The following is a 26,630-nucleotide window of genomic DNA, read 5'->3' as shown; positions in this document are numbered from 1 at the left end:
GCGCCATGGCCTACCGTGCGGACGTGGAGTTCCTCGACGCGTCGAACCCACAGCTGATCGAACGGACCGCGGCCGAGTACGGCCGCCTGCACACCCTCCTGGCCTCGTGCGACGACGACTTCCGCAAGGCCGGGAAGGTCGAGTGGGAGAGCGCACACCGGGAGCGTTACACCAGGCGGCTGAAGGAGGCGTTCGACCTGGCGGAGCACCTCGCGGCGGCCTTCAGACGCGTACGCAAGGCGCTGGACGACTACGCGGCGGCCGTCGAGCGGGCCAAGGGGCACTTCGAGAGCGGGCGGACCACCGAGGACCGTCTGGTCGAGGTGATGTCCCGGGAAGCGCAGGCGATCACTCCCACGGCGCGCGCCGCCGAGCCACTGCGTCAGTGGGAGGACCTGCGCGCCACGACCGGCTTCCTCGACTGGGCTGCCGAACTCACCGTCGACGTGGACGCGATCCGCGAAGAGGCCGAGCAGTACTACAACGCCACCCAGGGCCACTACGGCGACGCCGAGCAGGTGGAGTCCGCGGCCCGGGAGGACTGCGTGCACGAGATACGGGCGGCCCTGCGGTCCCTGCCGGACTTCCGCGGTGGGGACAGCGCCTACCCCGCCCTGCTGGTCGGCGCGGTGGACGCGCTGAGCCGGGAGGTGAGCGACGCCGGCCGCGACCCGGACACCCAGCTTCCCGGCACCGGCACGAAGGTCGACTCGATCCCCGGGGTGTCGGGCGACACGCCGGTCTCGCCGTCGCTCCGGCGCATCCGGGACAGGCTCGCCGGTCTGCCGGGCGCGCAGGACCACTACCTGTATCTGCCGTCCGACGACGACGCCGGGCGCCGCCGGTACATCTCGGGCAACAAGGCGCTGATCAACGACGCCGCGCACAGCTCCGGACTGCCTCCCGAGATGGTGGCGGGCATCGCCTGGATGGAAGTCGAGGGCGACCCCTCCTGGATCGACGAGGCCGCCTACGGGGTGCGTCGTCACCTACCCGGCACGGGAGAGGCGGACCAGACCTCCATGGGCCCGATCGCCATCCAGGTACGCCGGTCCGCCGAAGTCCTCGGCTACGACCCGCAGAACCTCACCGACGCCCAGCGCGAAGAGGTGGTCAACGCCTCCAGGGACCCGGGCCAGAACATCTACATCGCCGCCGAGTACCTCGCCCAGCTCAAGGCCGAGAGCGAGTTCGCCGACGTGCCGCCGGAGCGGATGACGAGAGAACAGATGCGGGAACTCGCGGCGCGCTACAACGGCGGCCCCTATTACCGCAGCGACGACGCCCAGCGGTACGGCCTCGGATTCGACGACAGTGTCGAGGACGCGAAGCGGGCACTGGAGTCGTGACCGTGTCACCGGATTCACCGGAGCCGCGGGCACCGCAGGCATCGAAGGCGCCGAAGTCGTCGTCACGGGCCTCGCGACTGAAAGGCGCCGCCTGCGCGGTCCTGTTGGTCCTCGGCTTCCTCGTGGCGGCGGCCGCCACCGCCGTCGCCTACCTGTCGAACCCGCTCGGCCCCTGGGACCACCAGGCGTACGACCACATCCACCTCTTCGGAACGATCGCCCTCGCCTCCGCCCTGCTCACCGTACCGGTCACTGTCCTGGCGGTGGCACGCCGCCGGCTGCGGCTGTGGTGGCTCGTGCCGTGCGCGGCGCTCACGCTGGCGGCCTGGGGGCGCCTGACGGTGTTCCTTCCGACGCGCTGAGGAGGCCGGCGCCCGGGTGCCCCGGGCCTCGACCTGTGTGCCGTCAGAGGTCCTGTGCCGGCCAGTCCAGCAGTCGGGCACCGATCACCGCGGTCTGGAGCAGGTAGCGGTGAGCCGGGTCGGCGGGGTCGGCGCCGGTGAGCTTGTGGATGCGTTCCAGCCGGTAGGTCAGGGCGCGCACGCTGAGCGAGAGGCGGCGGGCGGCCTCGGCGGCCACGCAGCCCGCGTCGAAGTAGGCGGTGAGGGTCTTGAGGAGGGGCTCCGCGCCGCCCCGAGCCGTGGTGAGCGGGCCGAGGCTGTTGAGCACCAGATCGGCCATGGCTTGCCGGTCGCGGGTCAGGACGGGGTACACGAGCAGATCGGCGGCGTGGAGGACCGGGTCCTCCAGCTCCAGGCGCTCGGCCAGTTCCAAGGCGTTGAGCGCCTCTTCGTAGGAGTGGACGACTCCGCCGGGTCCGGGCTGCGCGCGGCCGACGGCGACCCGGCCGCCTTCCGTGGCCGCGTGGGCCTGCTGGGCGAAGTGCGCGAGGACCTCCTCCTGATGGCCGGGGGCGATGCACAGCATGCGGCCGTCCTTGGTGGTGAGCAGGATGCTGCGGTCGCCGAAGCGGGTGATGAGGGCGCGTTCCACCTGCTGGGGAACCTTGTCGCCTTCCTCGTAGGCAGTGGGGCCCTGGGCGACGGCCACGGCGTGGGCGTGCGAGAGGCGCAGGCCGAAGCGTTCGGCACGTTCGGCGAGGCGGCCCAGGTCGCTGCGTCCGTAGAGGAGGTCGTCGATGAACTCCCGGCGGGCGGCCTCCTCCTGGCGTACGGCGTTGCGTTGGGCGCGTTCGTAGCCCTCGGAGAAGGCGTCGATGACCTGGTGCACGGCGGCCAGGGCGCTGTCGGCCGAGCCGGGAACGGCCGGCCATGCCGTGCGGGCGGCGGCCAGGTGGGCGCTGACGAGGGCCCGCAGTCCGTGACCGGCGTCCGCGGCCAGCTCACCGAGGTCCCTGCGGGAGGTGAGCTCCTCCCGCGTGAGCCGCCGCCCCGTGGCCGCGACCTCGGCCAGGATCTGGGCATAGCCCTCCAGATACTGCTCGGGAATCTCCCGTTCCGTCACGTCGTCTCCCGGATTCCTAACGCGCCCATGACGGCTCCTTAGCGGCTCACCGGCATACAGACCCTAATGAACGTTGCCGGAAACCGGCAATGCGCGGGCGTGTGCCTGCCGTGCACCATGACGTGCGGGGAGCACTACGGGGGATTCCGGTGCCGGACACCGGCAGGTGTCCGGCACCGGAGCCCGGAGCAGGCGATGCGCCACCGAACACGGCCGCGGGCTTCGCCACCACCGACAGCTTCGACGCCGACCTGGACCTTCGTGCCTGGGGCATGGGCGGCGTACCGGAGACGATCGCCGTCTGCGCGCTGACCGTCCTCGCCTGGTCCCTGAGTATCGGCGGGACTCTCGCACTGGCCGTGTTCACCTCGCCGGGCCCAGTAACCACCGGACTGCTGCGCATGGCCGTACCGGTCCTGGCACTGCTCGCCGCATGGAGGATGACCCGCCTCTTCGTACGGCCCCTGCACCGTCTCTTCTCCGACGAACCCGGGGTGCCCGACCTCGGCCGGGCACAGGACCGGGCACAGGACCGGGACCGCGACAAGGGGTCTCAGGACGTGGCCCGGGTCGAGGGCCCCCTGCGGGGCGTCAGCGTTCCGAGCGCCGACTCAGTACTTGGGCGACCAGGAGACCGACGAGCACGGCCCACACCACCACCCCCCACCCGCCGTACGGCCGGCCGAGGGTGGCTACGACAAGGGCGGTCAGCGAACCGCCGGCCAGTGCGCCCCGGTCCGTGACGAACGCCCACTCCCGTCGTGCGCTGCCGGAGTCCCGTAGCATCCTGCTCTCCAAGGGGATGCTCCACCTCGGCAGCGGTGAGCACATCGCGGTGACCGTGCCGGTGTGATCAGGTCTCACACCGTGAAGACGATCTTCCCGAAGTGCGAGCCGGACTGAAGGTGGGCGAAGCCCTCGTGGGCTCGGGTGAGGGGGAGGGTTGTGTCGATGGTGGGGCGTACACCGGTCGAGACGCAGAACGACAGAAGGTTCGCCAGCTCGTCCTTGGTCGCGACGGTCGAGCCGGCGATGGTGAGCTCCCGGTAGAAGATGTGGGAGAGCTCCGCGTTCGTGGGGCGGTCGCCGCTCGTGGCGCCCGAGATGACCAGGGTGCCGCCCGGGCGCAGCGACTTCACCGAGTGGGACCAGGTGGCGGCGCCGACGGTTTCGATGACGGCGTCCACGCGGTGCGGCAGTCGTTCGCCGGGTGCCAGGGCCGCGACGGCGCCGAGTTCCAGCGCTCGCCCGCGCTTGCGTGCGTCCCTGCCGGTCGCGAAGACGCGCAGGCCCGCGGCGCTGCCGAGCGCTATCGCCGCCGTGGCCACCCCGCCGCCCGCGCCCTGGACGAGGACCGCATCGCCGGGGCGCACGCAGGCCTTCGTGAAGAGCATGCGGTACGCGGTCAGCCACGCGGTCGGCATGCAGGCCGCCTCCTCGAAGGAGAGTTCCGCCGGCTTGGGGACGAGATTCCACGTCGGTACGGTGACGTACTCGGCGAAGGTGCCCTGGTGGTGCTCGGTGAGGATCGAGCGGGGCTCCCCGGGGCCGAGTCCGTGGCCGGTCAGGCCGATCACCGGGTGCACGACGACCTCGTTGCCGTCCTCGTCGATGCCGGCCGCGTCCGTGCCCAGGATCATGGGGAGCCGGTCGGCGCCGAGGCCGACGCCGCGCAGTGACCACAGGTCGTGGTGGTTCAGCGAGGCGGCCCTGACCTCGACACGGCTCCAGCCGGGGCGGGGCCGGGGAGCGGGCCGCTCCCCGAACCGCAGTCCCTGGAGCGGCTGTCGCAGTCCGACTTCGGCGGCGTAGGCGGCGAACATGGGCGACCTCACCACTCCCGCTGCGGAAAGTTCTCGCTGCCGCACCAGTGGACGACCGTGCCCGCGTAACTCATCCCGGCACCGAAGCCGAGCAGCAGCACGGCGTCACCCGGGCCGATCCGGCCCGTCCGCTCGGCCTCGGCGAGCGCGATCACCACACTGGAGCCGCTGGTGTTGCCGAACCGGTCGGCCACGATGACGGTCTTGTCCGCCGGCTGGCCGAGACGGGTGACCAACTCCCGTACGAGGCGGGGGTTGGCCTGGTGCGTGACGATCAGCCGTACGTCATCGAGGGTGACACCGCCGAGGGCGGTCACCTCCGACACGAAGCCGGGGACCACGGAGAGGGCGAAGTCCTTGACTCCCCGGCCGTCCATGCGGGTCACGTTCGCGCCGCTGAAGCGGTTCAACCGGCCATCGCCGTCAAGGCGTTCGACGAAGGCCGTGTAGTAGCCCTCCGGGTCCGTGCCGAGGAGCGTCCGGCCGATGCCGGGACTGTCCGCGCAGCGTTCCAGGAGATAGCACGCGGCGCCGTCCCCGAAGATCGCGTGCTGGGTCCGGTCCTCGGGGTCGTTCAGCTGGGCCACCGTGTCCGCGACGACGACGGCCACCCGCTCGTACTGCCCCGACTGCATGTACTTGTGGCCGACATCCAGACCGAAGAGGCCGCCGGCGCAGCCTCCGGCGTTCACATCGAATCCGGGGACGCCCTGGATCTGCGCCTTGCGCAGGATCAGCGCCGCCACGGCCGGGATCATGTGGTCGGGGGTGGAGGTGCAGCAGATCAGGAGATCGATGCTCGCCGGGTCCACACCGGCCCGCTTGCACGCGTCCTCGAAGGCGCCGAGGCCGAGGTCCGAGGTGAATTCATCGGGTCCCGCGACGCGGCGGCTGAAGATACCGAGCCGCTCGCGCATCCAGGCGTCGGTGGTGTCGAATCGCTCGACGAGCTGGGTGTTGGTGACCTCGTTCTCCGGGACGCACACTCCGATGGAGCGTATGCCCACCCCGGTGAGACCGTGCGTACCGCCGGCGGATCCGTTCATGGTGTATTCGCCTTCCTGAGTAATCCGGGTGACATACGGACCGCGCCGTCGATGCGGATGGTCTCTCCGTTGATCATCGGGTTCTCGATGATGTGCGCGACCAGGCCGGCGAACTCGGCCGGATCTCCCCACCGTTGGGGATGCACGAGATCGCGGTCCAATTCCCGCCGGGCCCGGACGGGCACCGAGGCGACCGCCGGGGTCTCGAAGAACCCCGGCGCGACGGTGACGACGCGGATGAGCGAACCGGCCAGTTCACGGGCCAGCGGCAGCGTCATGGAGACCATGCCGCCCTTGGACGCCGCATAGGCCGCCTGCCCCACCTGCCCGTCGAAGGCCGCCAGCGAGGCCGTGTTGACGATGACGCCGCGCTCTTGGCCGCGCGGCGCATTCCGCATCATCCGCTCGGCGGCCAGGCGTACGACATTGAAGGTGCCGACGAGATTGGCCGTCATGACATCCACGAACTGGCTCAGGGAATGCGGTCCCGCCCGCCCGACGACTTTTGCCGCGTGGGGAACTCCCGCGCAGTTCACGGCGATACGCAGGGAACCGAGCCGCTCCGCGATGTCCAGGGCTGCCGTCATATCCGGCTCACTGGCGACGTCTGCGCGGACGAATACCGCCGGGCCGCCCAGGAATTCCCGCGCGTGCTGTCCGCGTTCCTCGCTGCGGCCGACGACGACCGGAACGACGCCTTCGGCCAGGAGCCGCCGGGCGACCGCGAGGCCGAGACCGGAGGTGCCGCCGGTGACGAGGGCGACCGTGGCAGATGACATCAGAACTCCCGGTCCGAGGCGTCGAGTTGGTCGCGAAGACGGGCGGGGCCGGGGCTGGTGAGATGCTCGGCGAGGAGGGCGGCGAGCGCTGCGGGCCGGTGGGTGACGAAGTAGTGTCCGCCCCCGTGGATCTCCGCCAGGTCCACCTGCGCGGCGAAGCGCTTCCAGTTCAGGTACGCGTGCGCATGGCCCTCGGTGGCGCTGTCGTCCGTGCCGACGATGACGTGGAGCGGAGTGGCCAGCGGCGGCTGCGGGGTCTGCTCCGCCCGGAGCTGGAAACGCAGACCCTGCGTCATGTCGTGCCGGATCGCCGCCAGGACCGTCCGCAGATCGGCGTCCGCCAGCGCTCCGTCGAATCCTCCGAGCGATTGCATGTACGTGTACAGGGCGTCCCCGGACCAGCTCTGCGCGCGCTCCAGGTCCTCGGCCGGCGCGGTGGCCGGCAGTGCGGCACCGATGAAGAGGGCGGCCGGCCGATGGCCCTGCCTCTCCAGGCGCTGGGTGACGGCCACCGCGAGCGCCGAGCCTGCGCAATGCCCGTACAGGGCGAAAGGGCCACGGATGGAGCCGCCGGCCAGGGAGCCGCCGGTCAGTGAGCTGCTGATCTCGGTGGCGATCAGGTCGGCGGTTTCGTCCAGGTCCAGGAGCGGTTCCTGGCGCCGGGCCGGGTCGTGTCCGGGCAGCGCGGCGCTCCAGGTCACGATCCCGGGTGCCAGCTCGGCGGCGAGGCGGTGGTAGGCCGCGGCGGTGCCGCCGCCGTAGGGGATGCAGACGAGAGTGATGGCCTCGGCCGCTGCCTCGGCCCCGGTCTCGGTCCCGGCTCCGTCCCCGGTCAGCGGCCGCAGGATGCGGTGCACCGCGGGCGCGCTCTCAAGTGCGCGGACGCGCAGGGCCAGAGCCCGCGGTGTGGGGTGCTGGAACACATCGAGGACGGCGGCGCCCCGGCCCAGGCGGCGGGCCAGGCGTACGGCCTTGAAGGAGTCGCCGCCCAGATCGAAGAAATCGTCCTCGACGGAGAGGTCCGCGACACCCAGTGCGTGCCGGAAGGCGTCGACGACCTCCTGCTCGCCGGGAGTCGGCGCCGCAGTGTCCCGTGGTCCACGGGCGTACACGGGATCCGGCAGCGCCCGCCGGTCGAGCTTCCCGTTCGCGGTGAGGGGGATGCGTCCGATCGCCGTCACGGTGGCCGGCACCATGTGGGCGGGCAGCCGGCGCGCCAGACGATGCCGCAGACCGGCCGCCCGCGTGCCCGACATGTGCGCAGCGCCCGCAGTCCCCGCGCTGCCCGCACCACCCCCAGCACGCGCAGCCCCCGCAAGCACCACGTACGCCGCGAGGGCATCGTCGCCGACGGCGTCCTTCCGTACGACGACACAGCACGCCTCGACCTCCGGGCAGGCGAGCAACTCCGCCTCGATCTCGCCCGGTTCGACCCGGAAGCCCCGGAGCTTCACCTGATCGTCCGCTCGTCCCTCGTACTGGAGGAGCCCGTCGGCAGTGCGGCGGGCGAGGTCGCCGGAGCGGTACATGCGGGAGCCGGGCGGGCCGAAGGGGTCGGCGAGGAAGCGGGTGGCGGTGAGTCCCGGCCGGTGCAGGTACCCGCGGGCCACTTGATCGCCGGCCACGTAGAGCTCGCCGGTGACGCCGGGGGGAACCGGCCGCAGGTTCTCGTCGAGTACGTAGAGGGCCAGACCCGGCAGGCTCCGCCCGATGAGGCTGCCGCCCCGGGCGGAGAGCGGGGACCTGTCGAGCGGCAGATGGCTCGCATGGACCGTGGTCTCGGTGATCCCGTACATGTTGACGAGCACCGGACCGTCGTCCGCGTGCAGCGCGTACCACTCCTGGAGCCGGCGGATGTCGAGCGCCTCACCACCGAACACGACGTAGCGGAGCGCCAGTTGCCGCCCGAGCCGCAGATCATCCTTGTGCGTCTGAAGGAGCTGGTAGAACGCCGAGGGCGTCTGACTCAGTACGGTGACCGCTTCATCCACGAGCAGCCGGAGCAGCCGGTCCGGTGCGCGGCGCGTGGTGGCGGGGACCAGAAGGAGACGTCCCCCGTGGAGCAGCGGCCCCCAGAGTTCCCATACGGAGAAGTCGAAGGCGAACGAGTGGGCCATGGTCCATACGTCGCCGGCGTGGAAGTCGAACAGCTCCCGGGCGGCCGAGAACAGGCCGAGCACGTTCTTGTGCGGGACGACCACCCCCTTGGGGCGGCCCGTGGAGCCGGAGGTGTAGATGACATAGGCCGCGTTGTCCCCGGTCAGAGGGTTGCCGCGGTCCTCGGGGCGCAGATCGTCCGCGGGGAGGCCGGCAAGGAGGCGCCGGGTGGCCGCGGAGTCGGTCTCCACGACGAGCCGGTCCGCCGTGCGGGAACCTGGTGCCTCGCCGGACGTGGCGAGCCCGTCGGACGTGGCGAGCAGGAGCAAGGGCTCCGCGTCGGCGAGCAAGGAGTCGATACGGTCCCGAGGTTGTTCCGGGTCGACGGGAAGGTAGGCGGCTCCGGATTTGAGCACGGCCAGGAGCGCGATCACCAGCTCCACGGTCGGCGGCATGCAGACGGCCACCAGCCGCTCGGGCCCGGCGCCCTGCTCGACGAGCAGCCGCGCCAACTGGTTGGCCCGAGCGTTCAGTTCCGCGTAGGACAGGGCCGCCGGCGCGCAGGTCACCGCGACGGCGTCCGGAGTGCGGGAGACCTGCGTCTCGAAGGCGTCCACCAGGGTGCGGGCCTTGTCTCCGGTACGGGACCCGGAGCGCGGGCGCGGTGCCAGGAACGCGCGCCGCTCCGCCTTGCTCAGCAGATCGATTTCACCGAGCGGGCGGCCGGCACCCGTGAGGGCCCGGCGCAGGAACTGCCCGAACCTCGTCCGGTGATCCCTGAGGTCTTCGGCGCAGTAGAGGCCCGCGTTGGCGTCGATCGTGAAGGTGAGGCGCTGCGGTGTCTCGTAGACGCCCAGCATGAAGTCCTCGATCGGGCCCGGCGCGAGATTGCGGTGCTGCGCGGAGCTGTGGCCGAACGACAGCGCGGCGTCGAGTGAGAGCACGTTGACCGTGGGGCCGAAGACGCGGGCGCTTCCCCGTTCCTTGCGCAGGTCGCGCCGGATGTCCTCGAAGCGGTACCGGCGGTGCGGGCGGGTCGCGTCGATCCTCTCGGCCACGTGCCCCAGCAGGTCGGTGAAGCTGTCGGCCGGATCGGTCCGCACCCGCAGCGGGATGATGTTGGAGACCATGCCCGGGGTGGTCGCGGTCGCGGCCGTGTGACGGTTGGAGACCGGAAGCCCCAGCACCGTGTCGCGCGAACCCGTGATCCGGCCGGTGTACGCCGCAAAGGCCGCGATCACCACGCGCGGCCACTTCACCCCGTGCGCACGGGAGAACTCGCCGAGCAGGTCCCGGAGTTCGTCGTCGGCGGTCCAGGTCTCCCTGAGGGCGATGCCGGCCGGCGGCAGGGATGCGTCGGTGAGGCCCGGCACCTGCTCCAGGTCCGCGAACTCGGCGCGCCAGTAGCGCCGGTCGCGGGGGAAGTCGGCGGACGCGCGATAGCGCCGGTCCTCTTCGACCAGGGCTGACAGGGCGCCGAAGGGGGTGGCGGACGGCTCTTGGCGGGCGGCCAGGGCCGCGTAGATCTCTGCCGCGCGGGAGGCGAGGAGCTGTGAGCCCACACCGTCGGAGACGATGTGGTGCAACTGCCAGAACCAGAGGTGCCGGTGGGGTGCCAGACGCAGGATCGCGTGCCGCTGGACCTCTCCGGCGGCGGGATCGAGCGGGGTGCCGATCCGCGTCCGCATCCAGCGCTGAGCAGCTTCCCACGGATCGGCCTCCCACGGATCGGCCTCCCGTGGTTCCGCCTCCCGGGACTCTGTCCCGGCGGTGAGGTCGATGAGGGGTACGTGGAGGTCGGACGGGGCCCGCACCCGTTGCCACGGGCCGTCCGGATCCTCCCCGAAGGAGGTGCGGAGGGCCTCCGCTTCCGTGCTGACCCGGCGGATCGCCTTCTGAAGGAGCGCTGGGTCCAACGGCCCCTGGATGTCCAGGAGTTCCGCATACGCGTGGGCGAGCCCGGACTCGTCCAGCTGCCCTCCGTACCAGATTCCGGCCTGGCCTTCGGTGAGGGCGAGCTTGGGAGTTGCGTCGGCAGAAGAACCGGTCACGTCGGAGCCCTCTCATGGGAGGAGGGCCGGGCGAACCCGGCCCTCCTGCGCGGTGAGGTGTGTGTACAGGTGCGGGCACGAAAGAGATTCCGCGGGCTACGGAGCGACGCTCGCGCCCCGGCATATCTCCAGGAGCGCCATGGCGACCGCGGTCCCCGGCCGGCCGAACTGGTCCGCGTACGGGGAGATGACCCGCATCTCGCGGGTGAGGTCCGTGCGGGTGCCCCCGGACAGCATCCGGCTGCGCTGGACTTCGCCGGACAGATCCCGGCGGCGTTCCATCAGGGCGCGGATCTCCGCGTCCACCAGGTCGAGTTCGGCGCGGAGGGCGGAGACATCGGCGAGCGTGGTCGATTCCTTCGCGGCCATGGTCACCCTCCCCAGGTGTTGCCGAGGGGGGCCAGCAGACCGACGACGTCCGAGACGGTCTCGCGCGTCGCGTCGACGAGGGTCGTGGCGATCGCGGACATGGCCCGGCCCGGGGCTGCCTCCCCGGCCGAGGCGGCGACGGCCTGCCCCGGTGCGGGCTCCGCCGCCATGGCCGCCGAAGCGGGCACGGTGACCGCGAGGACGGTCAGGGCGATGGTGGCGGCCCGGCAGGCGGCGGGCTTGGCGATGCTGCGGTGGCGATGACGGACGATGGCATGCATGCGGTGATATCTCCCCGTAATTTTCACGTCGGTGCGGTTTCGTGCTCGATCTCCATGAGTTTCACACTCACGACCAGTCCCGTCAGCATTACCGAGTGTCAGGGTCCTGTGATGGCAACTCCCTGTCATGCGGGCGGTCCCAGGCGTCCGCGCCGAGCTGTTCCAGGGCGCTCACGAGGGTGGTGGCCGGCGCCCAGTCGAGTCCGGCTCCGGCGGTCGCCGGCAGGGCGCGGGCCACGAGACGGGCCGCCGCGGCCTCGGTTCCCTCGCTGTCGGGATGGCCGAGGAACAGGGTCACATGCGCTCCGCCGTCGGCCGAGGGAAGCACGTGAATGTGCTCTAACTGATCTTCCGGCAGGGCAAGTCGGCGGATCCGGTCATCGAGCGCGGGCCCGCCGGGCAGTGCCTCGGCGGGCACGGTTGCCGTCACGAGGAACATGGGTTGCGCCTCCGCGAATTTCCTGTGCACCAGACCGCGTACCCCTCAGTAAGGTTGCCCCTGATCGAACAGGGCTGCGATAGTCGAGGAGACTGCGACGCTGTCTGTGCGGTCAACGGGGGAACTCTGGGGGGAGTTGAACAATGGGGCAATTGGGGCTTGACGTGGATGCCGAGGCTGTATACCGCATCCTGCTGAAGCAGCCCAGGGCCGGTGTCACGGAGATCGCGCAAGGGCTTGACTGGCCCGTCGAGCGCGCCAGGGCCACCCTGGACCGGCTCGCCGAACTGACACTGGTACGGAATTCCTCGGAGGAGCCGGGCAAAGTCCGCCTGGTCAACCCGGAGTTCGGGCTCGCCGGCCTGTTGCAGCGCCAGGAGCAGGAGCTGGCCCAGCGCCAACAGGCGGTCGCCGCGACGCGGCTCGCCATTACGCAGATGCTCACCGAGTACGACGAGGGGCAGACGGCGCAGACCGACGACGTCCGCCGCTATATCGGCCTCGACGCGATCAACTCCCAGATCGAGCGGCTCGGGCACGGGGCGGAGAGCAGCGTCGAGGTTTTCGCGCCGCGCGGTGCCCAGACGCCGGCGGCCCTGAAGGCGGCGCGTCCGCTGGACCAGTCGGCGGTGGAGCGCGGTGTGCACGTGCGCTACATCTACCTGGACTCGATCCGCAACGACCCGGCGACCATGCAGTACGCGCGCTGGCTCCAGGGCATCGGCGGTGAGGTGCGGGCGCTGCCCCAACTGCCGCTGCGGATGATCATTTACGACCGCCGGGCCGCCATGGTGCCCATCGACCCCGAGGACGCCGCGCGCGGGGTCCTCGTCCTCCAGGGAGCCGGTGTCGTCACCGCGCTGGTGTCGCTCTTCCAGCAGACCTGGGAGCAGGCGCAGGCGCTCTGCGGCAGCAGGGCGGCGACGGCGACCCAGGACGGTCTCACCCCACAGGAACAGGCCGTTCTCGACCTGCTCTTCGACGGCCACACCGATGACGTCGTCGCCCGCAAGCTCGGCGTCTCGGTGCGTACGGGCCGGCGGATCACCGCCGATCTGATGGCCCGCCTCGGCGCCCGCAGCCGGTTCCAGGCGGGGGCACTGGCCATGGAGGGCGGGTGGCTCGGCTCCGGTGCGACGGCCGGTGAGGGTACGGGGGAGGGGGTCGGCCAGGACGCCGGGGAGGTCCGTGGCGACGCCTGAACTCGCCGTGCGCGCACCGTCGTTCGGCGGCCTCACTGCGCACGCACGGGTGCGTCGCGCGGCGCGTTGACCGCGTCGGGGACGGGCAGGCCCGCGAGCGCGAGCAGTACCGACTCGGCGGCCTGGGTACCGGCCCGCTCCTGGGCCTCGGGGGTGCTCGCGCCCAGGTGCGGCGTGGTGATCACGTTGTCCAGCTCGAACAGCGGGGAGTCCGTGCAGGGCTCCTCGGCGTAGACGTCCAGGGCGGCGCCGGCGATCCGGCCCTCCTTGAGGGCCGCGTACAGCTCCTGCTCGTCGACGATGCCGCCGCGCGCCGCGTTCACCAGGCGCAGATCGGTGCGTACACACTGAAAGGCGTCGAAGCCGAGCAGGCCGGCGGTCTGCTCGTTCAGCGGCAGATGCACCGTCAGGAACTGGGCCCTGGCCAGGAGTTCGTCAAGGGTGGTGAGGCGTACGCCGATACTCTTCGCGTGGGTCTGCTCCGCGTACGGGTCGTACGCGATCACCTCCATGTCGAACGCGGACAGGCGGCGCGCCACGAGCGAGCCGATCCGGCCGAGCCCGAGCACTCCGAGCGTCTTGCCCGCCAGTTCGGTGCCGGTGTACGTACTGCGCGCCCAGCGCCCGTCCTTGAGCGCGGCGTGCGCCTGCGGGACGTGGCGGGCGAGAGCGAGCAGCAGCGCCACGGCGTGCTCTGCGGCGCTGACGACGTTGGACGCGGGGGCGTTCGCGACGAGCACACCGGCGGCCGTGGCGGCCGGTACGTCCACGTTGTCCAGGCCGACCCCGGCCCGTGCGACGACCTTGAGCCGGGGCGCGACGGAGAGGGCCTCGGCGTCGATCCGGGTGGCGGAGCGCACCAGGACGGCATCGGCCTCGGCGAGCGCGGCGAGCAGCGCGGGCCGGTCGGTGCCGTCGACGTGCCGCACCTCGGCGGCGCCGTCCCGGGTGAGCACCTCGGTGGCCTGCGGGCTGAGCGCGTCGGCGATGAGGGCGACGTGGGGACTCATGAGGCGAGTGGCCTTTCGGCGAGGAGGGGCGTGGAGGGGACAGGCGGTGCGGGGACGCCGGTTGCTTCGCGCAGTGCGGGGAGCAGGGTGGAGCCGTCGTACAGATGCCGGGGCAGCCGGGGGCGCGCGGGCCCCGACCAGGACAGCAGCCGGGGCGCGGCGTCGGGCGCCGTGACATGCAGCAGCTCCGGCGCCACCGCGAGCCCGTCGCCGGTCGACTTGAGCAGGGCTTCCTTGCGGGTCCGGTAGCGCACGAAGCCCGTGGGCCGCCGCGCCGGCGGCAGGCCCGCGAGGGCGCTGCGTTCGGGTGTGGTGAGGACCCGTTGTGCGGTCTCCGGCTCGTAGGGCGCGAGCCTGAGCGGCCGCGGCGGTTCGGGCTTTCCGTGCGGACCGCCGTACTGCTTGCAGACGACGGTCAGCACCAACTCCCGTGCGGATACGCCAAGGTGCGCGGCGGCCACGGACCGGGCGAGCGCATGCGCGGTGAGGTGGAGCGCCCGCGCGGCCGGCTTGCGCAGCCGGTCCGCACAGGCGCGCTCGCCCTCGTCGAGGAGCTCGCGCAGCCCCGGGTGGGCGTCCCGGGCCGACGCCCACCACAGCCGGCACTCCCCGGGCCGCATCGCCGGCACGCGCACCCGTGCCGGCGAGCGGTCTCCCGGCTCCGCGGCCCCGGCCGTCACAGCCCGCCGTCCACGGGCAGCACCGCACCGGTGACGTACGAGGCGCGCGCGGAGGCCAGGAACGCCACGACCTCGGCGACCTCGGCCGCGAGCCCGGTCCTGCCCAGGGCCGTCCGCTCGGTGACCTGCTCCTTGACCTGATCGTCGAGCACGGCCGACATATCGGTGTCGATCAGGCCGGGCGCCACCGCGTTGACCCGGATGCCGCGCCGTCCGACCTCCTTCGCGAGCGAGCGGGACAACGCGATGATCCCGGCCTTGGACGCGGCGTAGTTGGTCTGCCCCGCGTTGCCGTACAGACCGGAGACCGAGGCGACGGTGACGATGCTGCCGCCCCGGCGCTTCATCATGGGGAACACCACGGACCGGCACACGTGGTACACACCGTCCAGATTGGTGTCCACGACGTCGTGCCAGTCGCTGTCGGACATCATCAGGAGCGGTTTGTCCCGGGTGATGCCGGCCGAGGTGACCGCGACCGCGATGGGTCCGAAGTCCCGCTCAGTGACGTCCACCCAGTCCCGTACGGCTGCCGCGTCCGTGACGTCGACACGCCGCGCGAGCGCCCGGGCACCCCGCTCGGCCAGCTCCTTCTCCAGGTTCGCGGCAGCCTGTTCGTCGCCGCGGAAGCAGAACGAGATGTCGTGCCCGTCCTCGGCGAGCCGCAGGGCGACGGCCCGTCCGATGCCGCGGGAGCCGCCGCTGATCAGGGCGACCGGACGTGAACTCCCCTGCGCGGAGCCGCTCATGCGCTCGCTCCGTCCGTCAGGAGCCGCAGGACGGCGCAGCCCACGGGACCGTCCGGATCGGTGGCCGTGACCAGGGCGATACGGCCCGGCTCACCCGGCTCGGACAGCAGAGCCGCGAGCTGGAACGCACCGGTGGCGGCGGCCGTCTCGCCGAGCAGCGCGACGGAGGCCGTGCGCTCGCGTACGTCCGCGTCGAACAGGGCCTCGTGCACGATCCGTTCCTGCTCACCCGCCGCACCCGGGGCCTGGCCCGGTACGGCCGCCCAGACCGCGGCGGGCGCGACACCCGCCTCGGCGAGCGAGGCGTGCACCGCCGCGGTGAGCACCTGGGCGAACTCGCCCTGCGGCGCCACCCGGTGGTGCACCGCGAGTACCTCGGCCAGCGGCTCACCGGCCGCGCTGTCCCCGGGTTCGAGGAGCACCATCACACACCCCTCGCCGAGCACGAGGTCCTCCCCGTGCGCCGCGTGGGTGAGGTGGGCGCGGGTGGCCGAGTACTCCTCGGCCGAACCGGCGAGCACCCGCTCGGCCCGCCCGTCGGCGAGCAGCCGGACCGCCTGGCCGAGTGCGACGAGGCCGGAGAGCCGTCCCGCGGCGACCGTGCTGTTGGGTCCCTTGAGCGTGTGGCGGATCGCGCTGGCCGAAGCCGCCCTGTTCATGGCCATGTTGGGGATCCTCGACGGCATCACGTCGATGGGACGGTCACCTTCGAGGGAGGCCTTGGTGAACTCCATGAACCCCTGGGTGCTGCCGGCCGCCGTGCCGAGCACGACACCGGTGCCGAGGCCGCCGTCCGGCCGCTGCTCCGTTTCCCCGGCGAGCAGCTCCCGTACGGTCACGGCGGTGAGACCGGTCAGGCGGTCCATGCCCCGGGTGCCGGCCTTGCCGAGCGCCTCGCGGACCTCGAAGCCGGGCACGAGGCGGGCGGTGGCGTCCGGCCGCGCCGTCCACTCCTCGGGCCCGGCGGACTCGGGCGGTGCGGTCCGTTCGCGCAGACCGGCCGCGAGCGGTGCGCGGCCCGTGCCGTACGGCGACACGGCCGACCATGCGGTGATGACCGCGGTACTCATCGGACGTACTCCCCTCGGGGGCTTTCGGTGCGGGGGTCCTCGCGGCCGGTGCCTTCATGACGGCCGAGCAGCACCACCGCGTTGTTGCCGCCGAACGCCAGACCGTTGTTCTGCACGATCCGCACATCGGCCGACACCGACGCGTTCGGTACGACATCGACGGCGCAGTCCGGATCGGTGCTGCGGTGGTTGGCCGTCGGCGGCACGAACCCGTGCCGGATGGCGAGCGCCGACGCGATGGCGCCCAGGGCGCTGGCCGCGCCCATGGTGTGGCCGATCATCGCCTTGATGCCGACCGTGCGCGGCGCCTTGTCCCCGTACACCTGACGTATCGCGGCGACCTCGGTGGTGTCATTGGTCGGCGTGCCCGTGCCGTGTGCGCAGATCACGTCGACCTCCTCCGGCTTGACCGACGCGTTCTCCAGGGCGAGGCGGATGCAGCGGGCCACGCTGTCCTCCTCGGGTGCGGTGGGGTGCGCGGCGTCGCAGTTGAGGCCGTAGCCGAGCACCTCGGCGTAGATGTGCGCGCCGCGGGCGAGCGCCGACTCCTCGGTCTCCAGGAGCAGCAGTCCCGCGCCCTCGCCGGTGAGCAGGCCCACGCGGTCGGCGTCGAAAGGCCGGCACTCGTCGGGGGCGATCAGGCCGAGCCGGGTGAAGCCCGCGAACGTCTTGCGGTTCAGCGCGTCCGCACCGCCCACGAGGGCCCACTCCGCCCGGCCGCCGCGCACGGCGTCGAAACCGGCACCGATCGCGTAGTTGCCGGCGGCGCACGCGGTGGCGATCGTCGACGACTCCACGTCGGACAGGGCGAGTTCGCGGACGACACCGAGCGCGAGACTGCCGGTGGCGGTCCTGCCGAGGGACGTACCGGTGAACGCGCCGAGCCCGATGGCGAGCGCCGACTCGGTGAGCAGATCCAGCTCGCCGACCTCACCGTCGGTGGTGCCGACGACGACGGTGCCGCGCCGCTCGCGCAGCCAGTCCTCGTCGAGCCCGGCGTCGTCGAGCGCCATCCGGGCGGCCGCCGCCGCGAACTGCGTGGCGCGGCCCGTGAGTTCGGGCCGCACCCGGTGCAGCCGGGCCGCGGCGTCGAAGCCGTGCACCTGGTGGCCGCGACGGCTGGGGAAGCCCGTCGTGTCGAAGGCGGTGATGTCACCGGTGCCGACCCGGCCGGCGCGCAGGGCCGAGGTGAACTCCGCGACCCCGACGCCGACGCTGGACAGCGCACCGCACCCGGTGAGGACGACGCGGCGCGGGGCCCCCGTGGCCTCGGCGGTACTCATGGCTGCCGCCGTTCGGCCGTCGCGAGCACCTCGAGCACGGCGTCCAGGTGGGTCAGCCTGACCAGGTCGTCCTGCGGGATGACCACGCCGAGCTCCTTCTCGATACGGGAGAGGATCTCGATGGCGCCGAGGGAGTCCGCGCCGTGGTCGTCCACGAACAGGCTGGTGCCGGTGAGCTCGTCGTCCTCGAGCTCCAGGATGTCGGTGATGATGGCCCGGACGGCGGTGACGTCCACGGGAGTGTTCACGGTCATGACAGTTGCCTCTCTGAGGGGTGGCCTGGTCCTCAGGCCACGGTTCGGGTTGCGGTGACGGTCAGGGACTTGGGGCGCATGTCGGTCCAGGTGCGCTCGATGTGGTCGAGCGCGGCCTGGCGGGGTCCGGCCGGCAGCAGGGTGGTCCAGCCGGCCGGGACGGCGGCGAACTCGGGCCAGATGCAGTGCTGGCCCTCGTCGTTGGCCAGCACCAGGAAGGTGCCGTTCTCGTCGTCGAACGGGTTGTTCTTCATGAGGTCTCTTCCTTCGCCAATACGTAAGGGAATTCAGCCGGAATACGTCCTGAGCGTGTTCCGTGCGTTCACTGCATTCGGTCGAGATGCGCGGCGATGATGCGCCCGATCGCCCGCTGCGGCTCGGGCCGCATCATTCCGTCGTGGTCCGATGCGATGCTGTGCCGGTATATACGGCCGCCGATGTACGGCTCCCATTCCGCGACCGTGGGTGACTGCTCGTCGGTGCCGTGTGCGGCGGACAGGAAGAGCACGTCACCGCCGAAGCGGTCCGGGGTGAACTCGGCGCTGAGGACCGCGTGGTTGCGCACGATCCGAAGGAGCCGGGCCAGCTGCTGCTCGTCGAGGCCGGCCAGCGGGTTGGCGTCCCGCCGGAACAGCGCGAGGACCTCGGAGAGCGTGGGCTCGCCGCCGGCGAGGGTCGCCGCGTCGTAACCGCAGTACTCGAGGATCTTCGCGAGCAGCGCCCGGTCGTCCGGGATGCCGTCCGGCTCGGGGACCGGGTAGCTGTCGAGGTTGGCGAGCAGCGCGACACGGTGTCCGAGCGCTTCGAGACGGGTGGCCGCCGCATGGGCGAGCAGTCCGCCGAAAGACCAACCGAGAAGATAGTAAGGTCCCTCGGGCTGGATTTCCAGAATTCTGCTCACATAATCCCGGGCCATTTCCGCGATCGATGACGGAAGGGGCGCTTCCGTGACAATTCCGGACGCCTGGAATCCGAATACGGGGAATTCCTTCGCCAGATGTTCCGCGAGCCCGAGATAGGGCCAGCTGAGACCGACACCGCCGTGCAGGAAGAACAGCGGCGCACGGGTGCCGTCGGGCCGGATGGGCAGCAGCGGTTCGAACGCCTCGGTGAGCAGGGCCGGCCGCCGCTCGGCGCTCTCGGCGGGCCGGGTGGCCGCGAGTTCACCCGCCCGCTCGGCCAGGGTGCGCAGCGCACGGAACCAGCCCTCGGCGAGCGCCCCTGCGTCGGCGGGCTCGAGCACCTCGCCCGCCCAGGTCCAGTTGGCGACGAGCACGGGCCCGTCGGGACCGTCCTCGACCAGCGCGTCCACCGCGATGGTGTGCCCGAGCGGCTGACCGCCGCAGGTCGCCGCGAACGCCTCACGTGACTCGGGCGCGGCCGCCCAGCCGCCGTCGTACGACTCCATCGCGGCGAACCGGCCCAGGTAGTTGAACCCGAGCTGCGGGTTCACCGCCGGCACCGGAGCCGGCCCTTCGCCGAGGTGGCGCAGGATGCCGTGGCCGAGACCGTGGTCGGGCAGCGCCGCTAGCTGCTCGCGCATCTCCTTGACCGACTGCTCGGCCCCGAGCGCGGCGGCCCGCAGCAGCACCGGATGCGTGCCGGTGAACCAGCCGGCCGTACGGGACAGGTCGATGCCCGGATGCAGTTGTTCGCGGCCGTGGGTCTCGACCTCGACGAGCAGGCTCCGGCCGCGCCACTGGGCGACCGCGAGATCCAGACCGGCGAGCAGCACATCGTTGATCTCGGCCTGGAACGCGGCGGGAGCGCGCTCCAGGAGCGGTGCGGTGTGCTCGGCCGGCAGGGTCAGCCGCAGCGTCCTGGCGGTGGCGTAGGTGTCGCGGCCCGGATCCAGCGCCCGCGCACCGACCGGCTGCTCCGTGCGGGACAACAGCTGTATCCAGTACGGGAGTTCACGGGTGCGCGCCGTGGCCTGCGCGTGCAGGAGCTGGGACCAGTGGCGCAGCGAGGTGCCGACCGGATCGAGTGCGGTGCCGGGGCGCTCGTACGCGGTGAGCAGGTCGGGCAGCAGCACGCGCCAGGAGACGCCGTCGACCACGAGGTGGTGCAGCATCAGGATCAGCCGGCCCGGAAGGCTGCTTCCGCGGTCGATCCACACGGCCTGCACGGTGATCCCGTCCCTCGGGGCGAGCCGGTCGCGGGCGGCCTCCGCCTGTGCGGCGACGGCCCGGCGCAGCAGCGCCTCGTCCTCGTACGCGCGATGGCCCGCGTCGATCCGGCTCACGAGCGGAGCGACCGCCACCGTGCCCACCTCGCCGATCACGAGCCGCCAGTCGCCGGGTCCGTGGCCGGTCAGCCGCAGGCGCAGCGCGTCGTGGTGGTCGACGGCCCGCTGGAGCGCCCCGGTGAGCCGCTCGAGGTCCAGGTCCGCGGGGGTCGTGAGGACCACGGACTGGTTGAACCCGTCGAGCGGACCGCCCTCTTCGAGCAGCCGGAACATCACCGGTGTGGGCGCCAGTTCGCCCACGCCGTCGTCGGTGCCGGCGATCTCGACCGGTTCCGCCGCGCGCACGGCCGTGGCCAGCGCGGCCACCGACTTGTACGTGAACACATCGGCCGCGGTGACCCGCAGCCCCGCCCGCCGCGCACCGGCGACTACCTCGATGGAGCGGATGCTGTCGCCGCCGAGGTCGAAGAAGCTGTCGTCGATGCCCACGGAGGGCAGTCCGAGCACGGCCGCGTAGATCTCGCACAGGGCGCGCTCGGTTTCCGTACGGGGCAGCCGCACCGGGACCGTGGTGACGGTTTCCGGGTCAGGTGCGGGGAGTGCTTTGCGGTCGATTTTGCCGTTGGGGGTGAGGGGGAGGGTGTCGAGGGTGAGGAGGGTGCTGGGGATCATGTAGTCGGGGAGGACGGCGGCGAGTGCGGTTTTGGGTTTGTGGGTGGTGCCGATGAGGTAGGCGGTGAGGCGGCCGTGGTGGACGGCGGCTGCGGCGTCGGTGATGCCGGGCAGGGTGCGTAGGGCGGTTTCGATTTCGCCGAGTTCGATGCGGTGGCCGCGGATTTTGACTTGGTGGTCGGTGCGTTCGAGGAATTCGAGTTGTCCGTCGGGGCGTTGGCGTACGCGGTCGCCGGTGCGGTACATGCGGGTGCCGGGTTGTTGTGCGTGGGGGTCGGCGAGGAAGGTGGTGGCGGTTTTGGCGGGGTCGTGGAGGTAGCCGTGTCCGACGCCGGTGCCGGCGACGTAGAGCTCGCCGGGGGTGCCGGGGGGTACGGGTTGCAGGGCTGTGTCGAGGATGTAGAGGCGGGTGTTGCGGACCGGGTGTCCGATCGGTGCGCGGGTGTCTAGCGGGGTGTCCGGGGTGATGATGGCGTGGGTGACGTCGTCGGAGCACTCGGTGGGTCCGTAGGCGTTCACCAGCGGGATACCGGGCTCCCACTCGCGCCAGGTGACGGCGAGATCGGCGGGCAGGGCCTCGCCCGTGACCATCAGGGAGCGCAGTGTGCCCAGCGGCGGCCGGGGCGTGCCCGCCTGCCAGGAGTCGACGGCGGCGCGCAGGAGGGAGGGGACGACTTCGAGGATGGTGACGTTGTCGGCTGCTATCCGCCCGAAGAGCTCCTGGGGATCGACGGCTGTCTCCCGGTCGACGACGATCAGGCGGCCGCCGACGATGAGGGGGGAGAGCATCTGCCATACGGAGATGTCGAAGGTGACGGGGGCGTTGTGGACCACCACGTCACCGGCGGTCATGTGCAGGTCGTCGACCTTGGCGAGGAGATGGTTCACCATGCCGGCGCGGTGGACCATGGCGCCCTTGGGGCGTCCGGTCGAGCCGGAGGTGAAGATGATGTACGCCAGGTCGTCGGCGCCACCGGCCGGCGGGACCAGCTCGCTGTCGGCCGCGCCGTCCCAGGCGATCACTTGGGGGCTGGTGGCCGACGCTTGGAGGATCTGTGCGGCCGTCGTGTCCTGGCCCGGCCCGACGTAGAGCACATCGGCCCGGCTGTCATCGAGCAGCGCGGCCGTGCGGGCCTGGGGTGCCCGCAGATCGAGCGGCACCCAGGCCGCCCCGGCACCCAGTATCCCGAGGATTGCGGTCACGAAGGGAATCCCGGGCTCGCACAGCATCGCCACCCGTGAGCCGGGACCGGCCCCGCAAGCGAGCAGTCGGCGGCTCAGCGCCGAGGCGAGAGCGACCAGTTCACCGTAGGGGACAGAGCCCTGGGGATCCTGGACCGCGGTCTTGTCGGGCTCCTCGACGGCCAGTGCCCGTACACGTTCCACCACCCCGGCGTAGGGCTCGTCGATCGCCGTCGCGCCCCATGCCGCACGCACCGCCGCCGACTCCTCCGGCAGCAGTACGTCCAGCTGGTCGGCCACCGCGTCCGGTCCGGCCTCGGCCAGTGTGCGCAGCCAGCCGAACAGGCGGCGCTGGTGGAGCTCCAGCTCCTGCTGCGTATAGCGCGAGGGGTTGGCGTCGAGGCGTACCGCGTAACCGTCCTCGGCCGAGTCGAGATAGATGATCTGGAGGTCCTCGACCGGCCCTGTCGACAGGTTGTGCAGGAGGCCGGTGCACGCGCCGAAGGTGTAGTCGAAGCCCGATTCGAGGACGTTGACGGTCGGTCCGAGCGAGCGGCCCGCGTCACCGGTGAAGCCGAGGTCGCGGCGGATCCGGTCACCCCGGTAGTTCTGGTGGCGCAGCGTGGCCCGCAGTTCGCCGGCGCTGTCGCGCAGGAAGTCCGCTACGGTACGGCCGGGCAGCACCCGTACGGGATGCGGCACGAAGTTGGCGCGCATCCCCGGCACGGCGCGGGCCGCAGCCGTGGCGCGGGCCGGCACCGCGAGGGTGAGCAGGGCGCGGTCCACCCCGGCTGCCCGCTGGACGTACGCGCCGGTCGCCGCGATCAGGAGCGTCTGCCAGGTGATACGGGAGTCCCAGGCGAGCGCGCGCAGCCGCTCGACCGTGGCGGCGGGCAGCACGGCCTCGCACCGCAGCGAACTGCGGGCGGGCCCGCCGGGCCGCTGCGAGAGGCTGACCGGTTCGGGCTGCTCGTCGAAGCGGGCCTGCCAGAAGGCCTGCTCCTTTTGGTACTTGGCGGTCTGCGCGTACGCGGCCTCGTCGTCCGTGAGCGTCAGGGGATCCGGGAAGGCGCCCTCGGCGTCCGGGTCCGCGTACAGCGCGGCGAGCCGGTTGTAGATGAGGACGCGGCTGAACCCGTCGACCAGGATGTGGTTGACCCGGATGTAGAACAGCACATGCTCGGGACCGAGCCGCAGCAGCACCGAGCGCAGCGTGCCCGCCGTCAGGTCCGGTGTGGTGAGCAGGTCCTTGCGCATGAAGACCTCGGCGGCGTCCCGGGGCCGGTCCTCATCCGACAGGTCGAGGGTCTCGACGGGGAAGTCCCCGGCGGGCGCGAGCTCTTGGCGCGGCTCGCCGTCGCGCTCGGTGAACCGGGCGCGCAGGGTGCCGGCCTCCCGCAGCACTCCCCGCCAAGCGGCGGTGAACCGGGCGGTGTCGAGCGGACCACGCAGCTCCAGGAAGTCGCCCATGGTGAAGACCGGGTTGCCCGGGTCGGCCTGCTGCCCGTACCACATCTCGCGCTGAGCGGCGGAGAGCGGCAGCTGCCGCGCGGGGGGTGTGGGTGTCATGACTGCAGTGCTCCAGAGGGAAGGTCGGACGGTTCGATGCCGTACACGTCACGCACCCAGCTCGGCTGGTAGACGGTGTCGAGATAGCGCTCGCCCAGGTCCGGGGCGATGGCGACCGCCGAGGCGTTCTGCCCCGGGCGGTGCTCGGCGAGCCAGCGCAGCGCACCGCTCACGACCGTCCCGGTGGAACCGCCGAAGAGGAATCCGCCGCGGGCGAGGGTGTGGCAGACGCGCACGGTGTCGGCCTCGGGGACATGTACGACGTCGTCGATGTACGAGGTGTCGAGCAGAGCGGGCCGAACTCCCGTACCGAGCCCGGGAATCATGCGCGGACCGGCCGGGCCGCCGAACGTGACGGAGCCGACGCTGTCGACCGCGACCACCGTCACGGGCCGCGGCAGCTCCTTGAAGTAGCGGGCGCAGCCCATCAGGGTGCCGGTGGTGCCTGCGCCGACGAACAGGACCTCGAGACCGGGGAACTGCTTCTCGATCTGCGGGGCCGTGGAGCGGTAATGCGCCCGCCAGTTGTCCGGATTGGCGTGCTGATTGAGCCAGACCACCCGCGGGCTGCGGGCGAGCAGCTCCCGTACGTGCGCGAGCCGCGCCGCCAGGAACCCGCCTTCCGCGGCCGGCTCCGTGATGGTGTGCACCTCGCTGCCGAGCGACTCGATGACCTTGCGCGTCGCGGGGTTGGTCCGGGAGTCGACCACGCAGATGAAGTGGTAGCCCTTGGCCGCGGCGATCACGCTCAGCGCGACCCCGAGATTCCCGGACGAGGACTCCACGAGCGTCGAACCCTCGGTGAGCGCCCCGCTGCGCTCGGCCGCCTCGATCATGCTCGCGGCGGCCTTGAGCTTGATGGACCCGGCGAAGTTGAAACCCTCACATTTGAGGTGCAGCGGATATCCGTACATCTCCCGGAGATCGACGTATAGATCTTCGGTGTTGAATTCGTGCGGTGCCGAGATAACCGGCATGGTTCCCCCATGAAGACAAGGTCATCGTGTGGCCGATATGCGGTACACACGCAGGCTCAGTGGTACGAGAACGGCGATGAGCAGGCCGATGCTGATCAGCGAGACGATCACTGGATGCTCCACCGGAAAGCTGCTGGATGTGACCGCGCCGGTGTTTCCCCACAATTGACGGCAGGCCTCCGAGACCGCGCTGACCGGATTCCACTCGGCGACCGCCCGCAGCCAGCCGGGCAGACCGGTCAGGGGCATGAACGAGCTGGAGAGGAAGGAGAACAGGACCAGCATCAGGGCGGCGACCCCGCTGATCGCCTCCAGGTTGCGCATCACCATGCCGAGGAGCGCGCCGACCCAGAGCATCGCGTAGGCGAAGCCGAGCAGCAGAAGGAATCCGGTGGCGTTCTCGGCGAAGCTGCCGTGTACCCGCCAGCCGACCGCGAGCCCCGTGACGGCCACGAGCGCGATGCTCAGGGCGGCCGCAGCGAGATCGGCGAGCGTATGGCTGACCAGGACCGTGGCCCGCCCCATCGGCAGGGAACGGAACCGGTCGATCAGTCCCTTGCCGAGATCGCCGGCCACACCGATCGCGGTGATACCGATACAGGAGAGCCCGACCTGGGCGAAGACACCGGCCATGATGTATTCGCGGTAACTGGCGCCGGTGTTCTTCACCTGGACGACCGTCGCGAAGAGATAGCCGAGGATCACGACCATCGCGACGGGTGTGAGCGCCACACCGATGATCTTCTCCGGGGTGCGCCGCAGATGGCGCAGGTGCCGGCCGGTGAGGGCCGCTACATCGCCGCCGTGGGCAAGTGCCGAGCTCATCGGGCGGCCTCCGCTTTCTGTGCTTTCTCTGTCTTCTGTGCCTTCTCTGTGGCCGGTACGCCGGCAAGCTCTCCGGTCAGATGGAAGAACACGTCGTCGAGCGAGGGACGCCGCAGCGCGAACTCCTCGACGCCGACTCCCGCGTACTCCAGCGCGGTCGCCGCGGACGCCAACGCGCCCATGCCGTTCGGTAGTTGTACGTGGAGGGTGCGCTGCCGCTCGTCCAGCTGCGGCGCGCTCACCGCGAGCGGCGCAAGGACGGACGCTGCCTGCGCGAGCGCTGCGGCATCGGCGACGGCCACCTCCAGGCGCTCACCGCCGACCTTCCGCTTGAGCTCGTCGGAGGTGCCCTCGGCGATCACCCGGCCCCGGTCGACGACCAGGATCCGGTCGGCGAGGAAGTCGGCCTCCTCCAGGTACTGGGTGGTCAGCAGGACCGTGACGCCCTGGGCGACCTGGTCCTGCACCATCCGCCACAACGTGGCCCGGCTGGCCGGGTCGAGTCCGGTGGTGGGCTCGTCGAGGAAGAGCACCTCGGGCGCCGCGATCAGGCTCACGGCCAGATCGAGCCGACGCCGCATACCGCCCGAGTACTCCTTGGCGGGTTTGTCGGCGGCGGCCTCCAGCTCGAACTGCGTGAGCAGTTCGGCGGCTCGGACGCCCGCGCCCCTGCGGCCGAGCCGCAGCAGCCTGCCGAGCAGGATCAGGTTCTCGCGGCCGGTGAGAAGCTCGTCGACCGCGGCGTACTGGCCGGCGAGACCGATCCGGCGGCGCACCTCGCGGCGCTGCCGCACGATGTCGAAGCCCGCGACGCGCGCTGTGCCCGCATCGGGTTCGAGCAGGGTGGCGAGCGTGCGGACCGTGGTGGTCTTGCCCGCGCCGTTGGGTCCGAGCAGGCCGAGCACCGTGCCCGCTTCGACCGCCAGGTCCACGCCGTCCAGGGCGCGGTGGCTGCCGTACTGCTTCGTCAGCCCTCCGGCCTCGATCGCGGTGTTCACGGAATTCCCCCTTTCAAGGATCGGATGCATTCAGCTGATTCGGCGCAGCGCCGCAGCAGTGAATTGCCGCATCGGTGAATTGCTGGGACGAGTAGGAACCTAACCGCCACCGTGGCCGGATCGAGCCGTTCGGCGGTGGCCGCAGACTGCCGGTGCAGCATGCTGCCGACCTGCGGATCTTGACGCGCTGGCAGGATGTTGCAGCGGCATTCAACTGACATATGGGAAGGGGGAGTCCAAGGAGCGCCGAAATCTACAGTGAGGAACGTCGCT

Annotated in this window: 22 protein-coding genes and 1 pseudogene; 4 read left to right on the top strand and 19 right to left on the bottom strand. The window is 71.4% G+C overall.

The genetic code is table 11. The features are described 5' to 3' along the window. Nucleotides 1-5: 5 nt before the first annotated feature. Together KUM44_RS14200 and KUM44_RS14195 are read left to right on the top strand one after the other, a co-directional pair. Nucleotides 6-1,349 (top strand): hypothetical protein, encoded by a 1,344-nt coding sequence (locus KUM44_RS14200; protein WP_217208218.1) that lies wholly within the window; start codon nt 6-8, stop codon nt 1,347-1,349. Beyond that, a complete protein-coding gene (locus KUM44_RS14195; RefSeq protein WP_217208217.1) occupies nt 1,346-1,711 on the top strand; it encodes a hypothetical protein in 366 nt (121 codons plus the stop codon). Before KUM44_RS14200 ends, KUM44_RS14195 begins: the two co-directional genes overlap by 4 nt. Nucleotides 1,712-1,754: 43 nt before the next feature. Here KUM44_RS14195 and KUM44_RS14190 read toward each other — a convergent pair whose 3' ends face one another. Beyond that, the gene (locus tag KUM44_RS14190) at nt 1,755-2,813 is read right to left on the bottom strand and encodes a helix-turn-helix domain-containing protein (protein WP_217208216.1); all 1,059 of its coding nucleotides are present in this window, start codon (nt 2,811-2,813) and stop codon (nt 1,755-1,757) included. A 149-nt stretch (nt 2,814-2,962) separates the two neighbouring features. Between KUM44_RS14190 and KUM44_RS14185 the strand changes: the two genes are divergently transcribed. Continuing rightward, on the top strand, nt 2,963-3,556 hold the full coding sequence (locus KUM44_RS14185; protein ID WP_217208215.1) for a hypothetical protein: 594 nt from the start codon (nt 2,963-2,965) through the stop codon (nt 3,554-3,556). Nucleotides 3,557-3,673: 117 nt separating this feature from the next. Here the strand turns inward: KUM44_RS14185 and KUM44_RS14180 are convergent, their stop codons facing one another. The 7 genes from KUM44_RS14180 to KUM44_RS14150 all read right to left on the bottom strand — a co-directional run bounded on the left by KUM44_RS14180 (nt 3,674) and on the right by KUM44_RS14150 (nt 11,698). Beyond that, nucleotides 3,674-4,636, bottom strand: a complete 963-nt coding sequence (locus KUM44_RS14180; RefSeq protein ID WP_217208214.1) for a zinc-binding dehydrogenase — start codon at nt 4,634-4,636, stop codon at nt 3,674-3,676. An 8-nt stretch (nt 4,637-4,644) separates the two neighbouring features. Beyond that, nucleotides 4,645-5,682: a 3-oxoacyl-ACP synthase III family protein gene (locus tag KUM44_RS14175; protein ID WP_217208213.1), complete on the bottom strand. Its 1,038-nt coding sequence runs from the start codon at nt 5,680-5,682 to the stop codon at nt 4,645-4,647. Continuing rightward, nucleotides 5,679-6,461 (bottom strand): SDR family NAD(P)-dependent oxidoreductase, encoded by a 783-nt coding sequence (locus KUM44_RS14170; RefSeq protein ID WP_217208212.1) that lies wholly within the window; start codon nt 6,459-6,461, stop codon nt 5,679-5,681. Before KUM44_RS14170 ends, KUM44_RS14175 begins: the two co-directional genes overlap by 4 nt. Beyond that, nucleotides 6,461-10,609 carry a non-ribosomal peptide synthetase gene (locus KUM44_RS14165; protein ID WP_217208211.1) on the bottom strand — a complete coding sequence of 1,383 codons (4,149 nt, stop codon included), beginning with the start codon at nt 10,607-10,609 and terminating at the stop codon, nt 6,461-6,463. The genes KUM44_RS14170 and KUM44_RS14165 overlap by 1 nt, the downstream gene beginning before the upstream one ends. Before the next feature lie 96 nt (nt 10,610-10,705). Continuing rightward, on the bottom strand, nt 10,706-10,978 hold the full coding sequence (locus KUM44_RS14160) for a chorismate mutase (RefSeq protein WP_217208210.1): 273 nt from the start codon (nt 10,976-10,978) through the stop codon (nt 10,706-10,708). 2 nt (nt 10,979-10,980) lie between these two features. Continuing rightward, the gene (locus tag KUM44_RS14155; protein ID WP_217208209.1) at nt 10,981-11,259 is read right to left on the bottom strand and encodes a hypothetical protein; all 279 of its coding nucleotides are present in this window, start codon (nt 11,257-11,259) and stop codon (nt 10,981-10,983) included. 88 nt (nt 11,260-11,347) lie between these two features. After that, a complete protein-coding gene (locus KUM44_RS14150) occupies nt 11,348-11,698 on the bottom strand; it encodes a hypothetical protein (protein WP_217208208.1) in 351 nt (116 codons plus the stop codon). Between the two features lie 143 nt (nt 11,699-11,841). Here KUM44_RS14150 and KUM44_RS14145 point away from each other — a divergent pair, with 143 nt between their 5' ends. After that, nucleotides 11,842-12,900 (top strand): LuxR C-terminal-related transcriptional regulator, encoded by a 1,059-nt coding sequence (locus KUM44_RS14145; protein WP_217208207.1) that lies wholly within the window; start codon nt 11,842-11,844, stop codon nt 12,898-12,900. A 65-nt stretch (nt 12,901-12,965) separates the two neighbouring features. Here the strand turns inward: KUM44_RS14145 and KUM44_RS14140 are convergent. The 11 genes and pseudogenes from KUM44_RS14140 to KUM44_RS14090 all read right to left on the bottom strand — a co-directional run. Continuing rightward, nucleotides 12,966-13,910: pseudogene (locus tag KUM44_RS14140) on the bottom strand (hydroxyacid dehydrogenase); the annotation flags it as partial. Then, nucleotides 13,907-14,590, bottom strand: a complete 684-nt coding sequence (locus KUM44_RS14135; RefSeq protein WP_217208205.1) for a 4'-phosphopantetheinyl transferase superfamily protein — start codon at nt 14,588-14,590, stop codon at nt 13,907-13,909. The pseudogene KUM44_RS14140 and the gene KUM44_RS14135, both read right to left, overlap by 4 nt. Beyond that, nucleotides 14,587-15,339 carry a 3-oxoacyl-[acyl-carrier-protein] reductase gene (gene fabG / locus KUM44_RS14130; RefSeq protein WP_217208204.1) on the bottom strand — a complete coding sequence of 251 codons (753 nt, stop codon included), beginning with the start codon at nt 15,337-15,339 and terminating at the stop codon, nt 14,587-14,589. Before fabG ends, KUM44_RS14135 begins: the two co-directional genes overlap by 4 nt. Further along, nucleotides 15,336-16,409, bottom strand: a complete 1,074-nt coding sequence (locus tag KUM44_RS14125; protein WP_217208203.1) for a beta-ketoacyl synthase N-terminal-like domain-containing protein — start codon at nt 16,407-16,409, stop codon at nt 15,336-15,338. Before KUM44_RS14125 ends, fabG begins: the two co-directional genes overlap by 4 nt. Then, nucleotides 16,406-17,692, bottom strand: a complete 1,287-nt coding sequence (locus KUM44_RS14120) for a beta-ketoacyl synthase (RefSeq protein WP_217208202.1) — start codon at nt 17,690-17,692, stop codon at nt 16,406-16,408. The genes KUM44_RS14125 and KUM44_RS14120 overlap by 4 nt, the downstream gene beginning before the upstream one ends. After that, a complete protein-coding gene (locus tag KUM44_RS14115; RefSeq protein WP_217208201.1) occupies nt 17,689-17,946 on the bottom strand; it encodes an acyl carrier protein in 258 nt (85 codons plus the stop codon). The genes KUM44_RS14120 and KUM44_RS14115 overlap by 4 nt, the downstream gene beginning before the upstream one ends. Nucleotides 17,947-17,978: 32 nt before the next feature. Further along, nucleotides 17,979-18,200, bottom strand: a complete 222-nt coding sequence (locus KUM44_RS14110) for an MbtH family protein (RefSeq protein ID WP_217208200.1) — start codon at nt 18,198-18,200, stop codon at nt 17,979-17,981. Nucleotides 18,201-18,268: 68 nt separating this feature from the next. After that, nucleotides 18,269-23,557 (bottom strand): non-ribosomal peptide synthetase, encoded by a 5,289-nt coding sequence (locus KUM44_RS14105; RefSeq protein WP_217208199.1) that lies wholly within the window; start codon nt 23,555-23,557, stop codon nt 18,269-18,271. Then, on the bottom strand, nt 23,554-24,534 hold the full coding sequence (gene sbnA, locus KUM44_RS14100) for a 2,3-diaminopropionate biosynthesis protein SbnA (RefSeq protein WP_217208198.1): 981 nt from the start codon (nt 24,532-24,534) through the stop codon (nt 23,554-23,556). The genes KUM44_RS14105 and sbnA overlap by 4 nt, the downstream gene beginning before the upstream one ends. A gap of 21 nt (nt 24,535-24,555) precedes the next feature. Continuing rightward, nucleotides 24,556-25,359 (bottom strand): ABC transporter permease, encoded by an 804-nt coding sequence (locus tag KUM44_RS14095; protein WP_217208197.1) that lies wholly within the window; start codon nt 25,357-25,359, stop codon nt 24,556-24,558. After that, entirely contained in the window at nt 25,356-26,357 is a 1,002-nt protein-coding gene (locus KUM44_RS14090; protein WP_374202036.1) for an ATP-binding cassette domain-containing protein, read from the bottom strand. Before KUM44_RS14090 ends, KUM44_RS14095 begins: the two co-directional genes overlap by 4 nt. Between the last annotated feature and the right edge of the window lie 273 nt (nt 26,358-26,630).

Source organism: Streptomyces sp. AC550_RSS872 (assembly GCF_019049285.1).
Classification (GTDB): domain Bacteria; phylum Actinomycetota; class Actinomycetes; order Streptomycetales; family Streptomycetaceae; genus Streptomyces.
This window is presented reverse-complemented; position numbering and strand designations above follow the sequence as displayed.

Bases quoted from the DNA above. Each gene is read 5' to 3' on its own strand.
- KUM44_RS14155 (WP_217208209.1), bottom strand. From the start codon at position 11,259: ATGCATGCCATCGTCCGTCATCGCCACCGCAGCATCGCCAAGCCCGCC.
- fabG (WP_217208204.1), bottom strand. From the start codon at position 15,339: ATGAGCGGCTCCGCGCAGGGGAGTTCACGTCCGGTCGCCCTGATCAGC.
- KUM44_RS14175 (WP_217208213.1), bottom strand. From the start codon at position 5,682: ATGAACGGATCCGCCGGCGGTACGCACGGTCTCACCGGGGTGGGCATA.
- KUM44_RS14170 (WP_217208212.1), bottom strand. From the start codon at position 6,461: ATGTCATCTGCCACGGTCGCCCTCGTCACCGGCGGCACCTCCGGTCTC.
- KUM44_RS14105 (WP_217208199.1), bottom strand. From the start codon at position 23,557: ATGACACCCACACCCCCCGCGCGGCAGCTGCCGCTCTCCGCCGCTCAG.
- KUM44_RS14125 (WP_217208203.1), bottom strand. From the start codon at position 16,409: ATGAGTACCGCGGTCATCACCGCATGGTCGGCCGTGTCGCCGTACGGC.
- KUM44_RS14110 (WP_217208200.1), bottom strand. From the start codon at position 18,200: ATGAAGAACAACCCGTTCGACGACGAGAACGGCACCTTCCTGGTGCTG.
- sbnA (WP_217208198.1), bottom strand. From the start codon at position 24,534: ATGCCGGTTATCTCGGCACCGCACGAATTCAACACCGAAGATCTATAC.
- KUM44_RS14120 (WP_217208202.1), bottom strand. From the start codon at position 17,692: ATGAGTACCGCCGAGGCCACGGGGGCCCCGCGCCGCGTCGTCCTCACC.
- KUM44_RS14115 (WP_217208201.1), bottom strand. From the start codon at position 17,946: ATGACCGTGAACACTCCCGTGGACGTCACCGCCGTCCGGGCCATCATC.
- KUM44_RS14180 (WP_217208214.1), bottom strand. From the start codon at position 4,636: ATGTTCGCCGCCTACGCCGCCGAAGTCGGACTGCGACAGCCGCTCCAG.
- KUM44_RS14200 (WP_217208218.1), top strand. From the start codon at position 6: ATGGCCTACCGTGCGGACGTGGAGTTCCTCGACGCGTCGAACCCACAG.
- KUM44_RS14150 (WP_217208208.1), bottom strand. From the start codon at position 11,698: ATGTTCCTCGTGACGGCAACCGTGCCCGCCGAGGCACTGCCCGGCGGG.
- KUM44_RS14160 (WP_217208210.1), bottom strand. From the start codon at position 10,978: ATGGCCGCGAAGGAATCGACCACGCTCGCCGATGTCTCCGCCCTCCGC.
- KUM44_RS14145 (WP_217208207.1), top strand. From the start codon at position 11,842: ATGGGGCAATTGGGGCTTGACGTGGATGCCGAGGCTGTATACCGCATC.
- KUM44_RS14095 (WP_217208197.1), bottom strand. From the start codon at position 25,359: ATGAGCTCGGCACTTGCCCACGGCGGCGATGTAGCGGCCCTCACCGGC.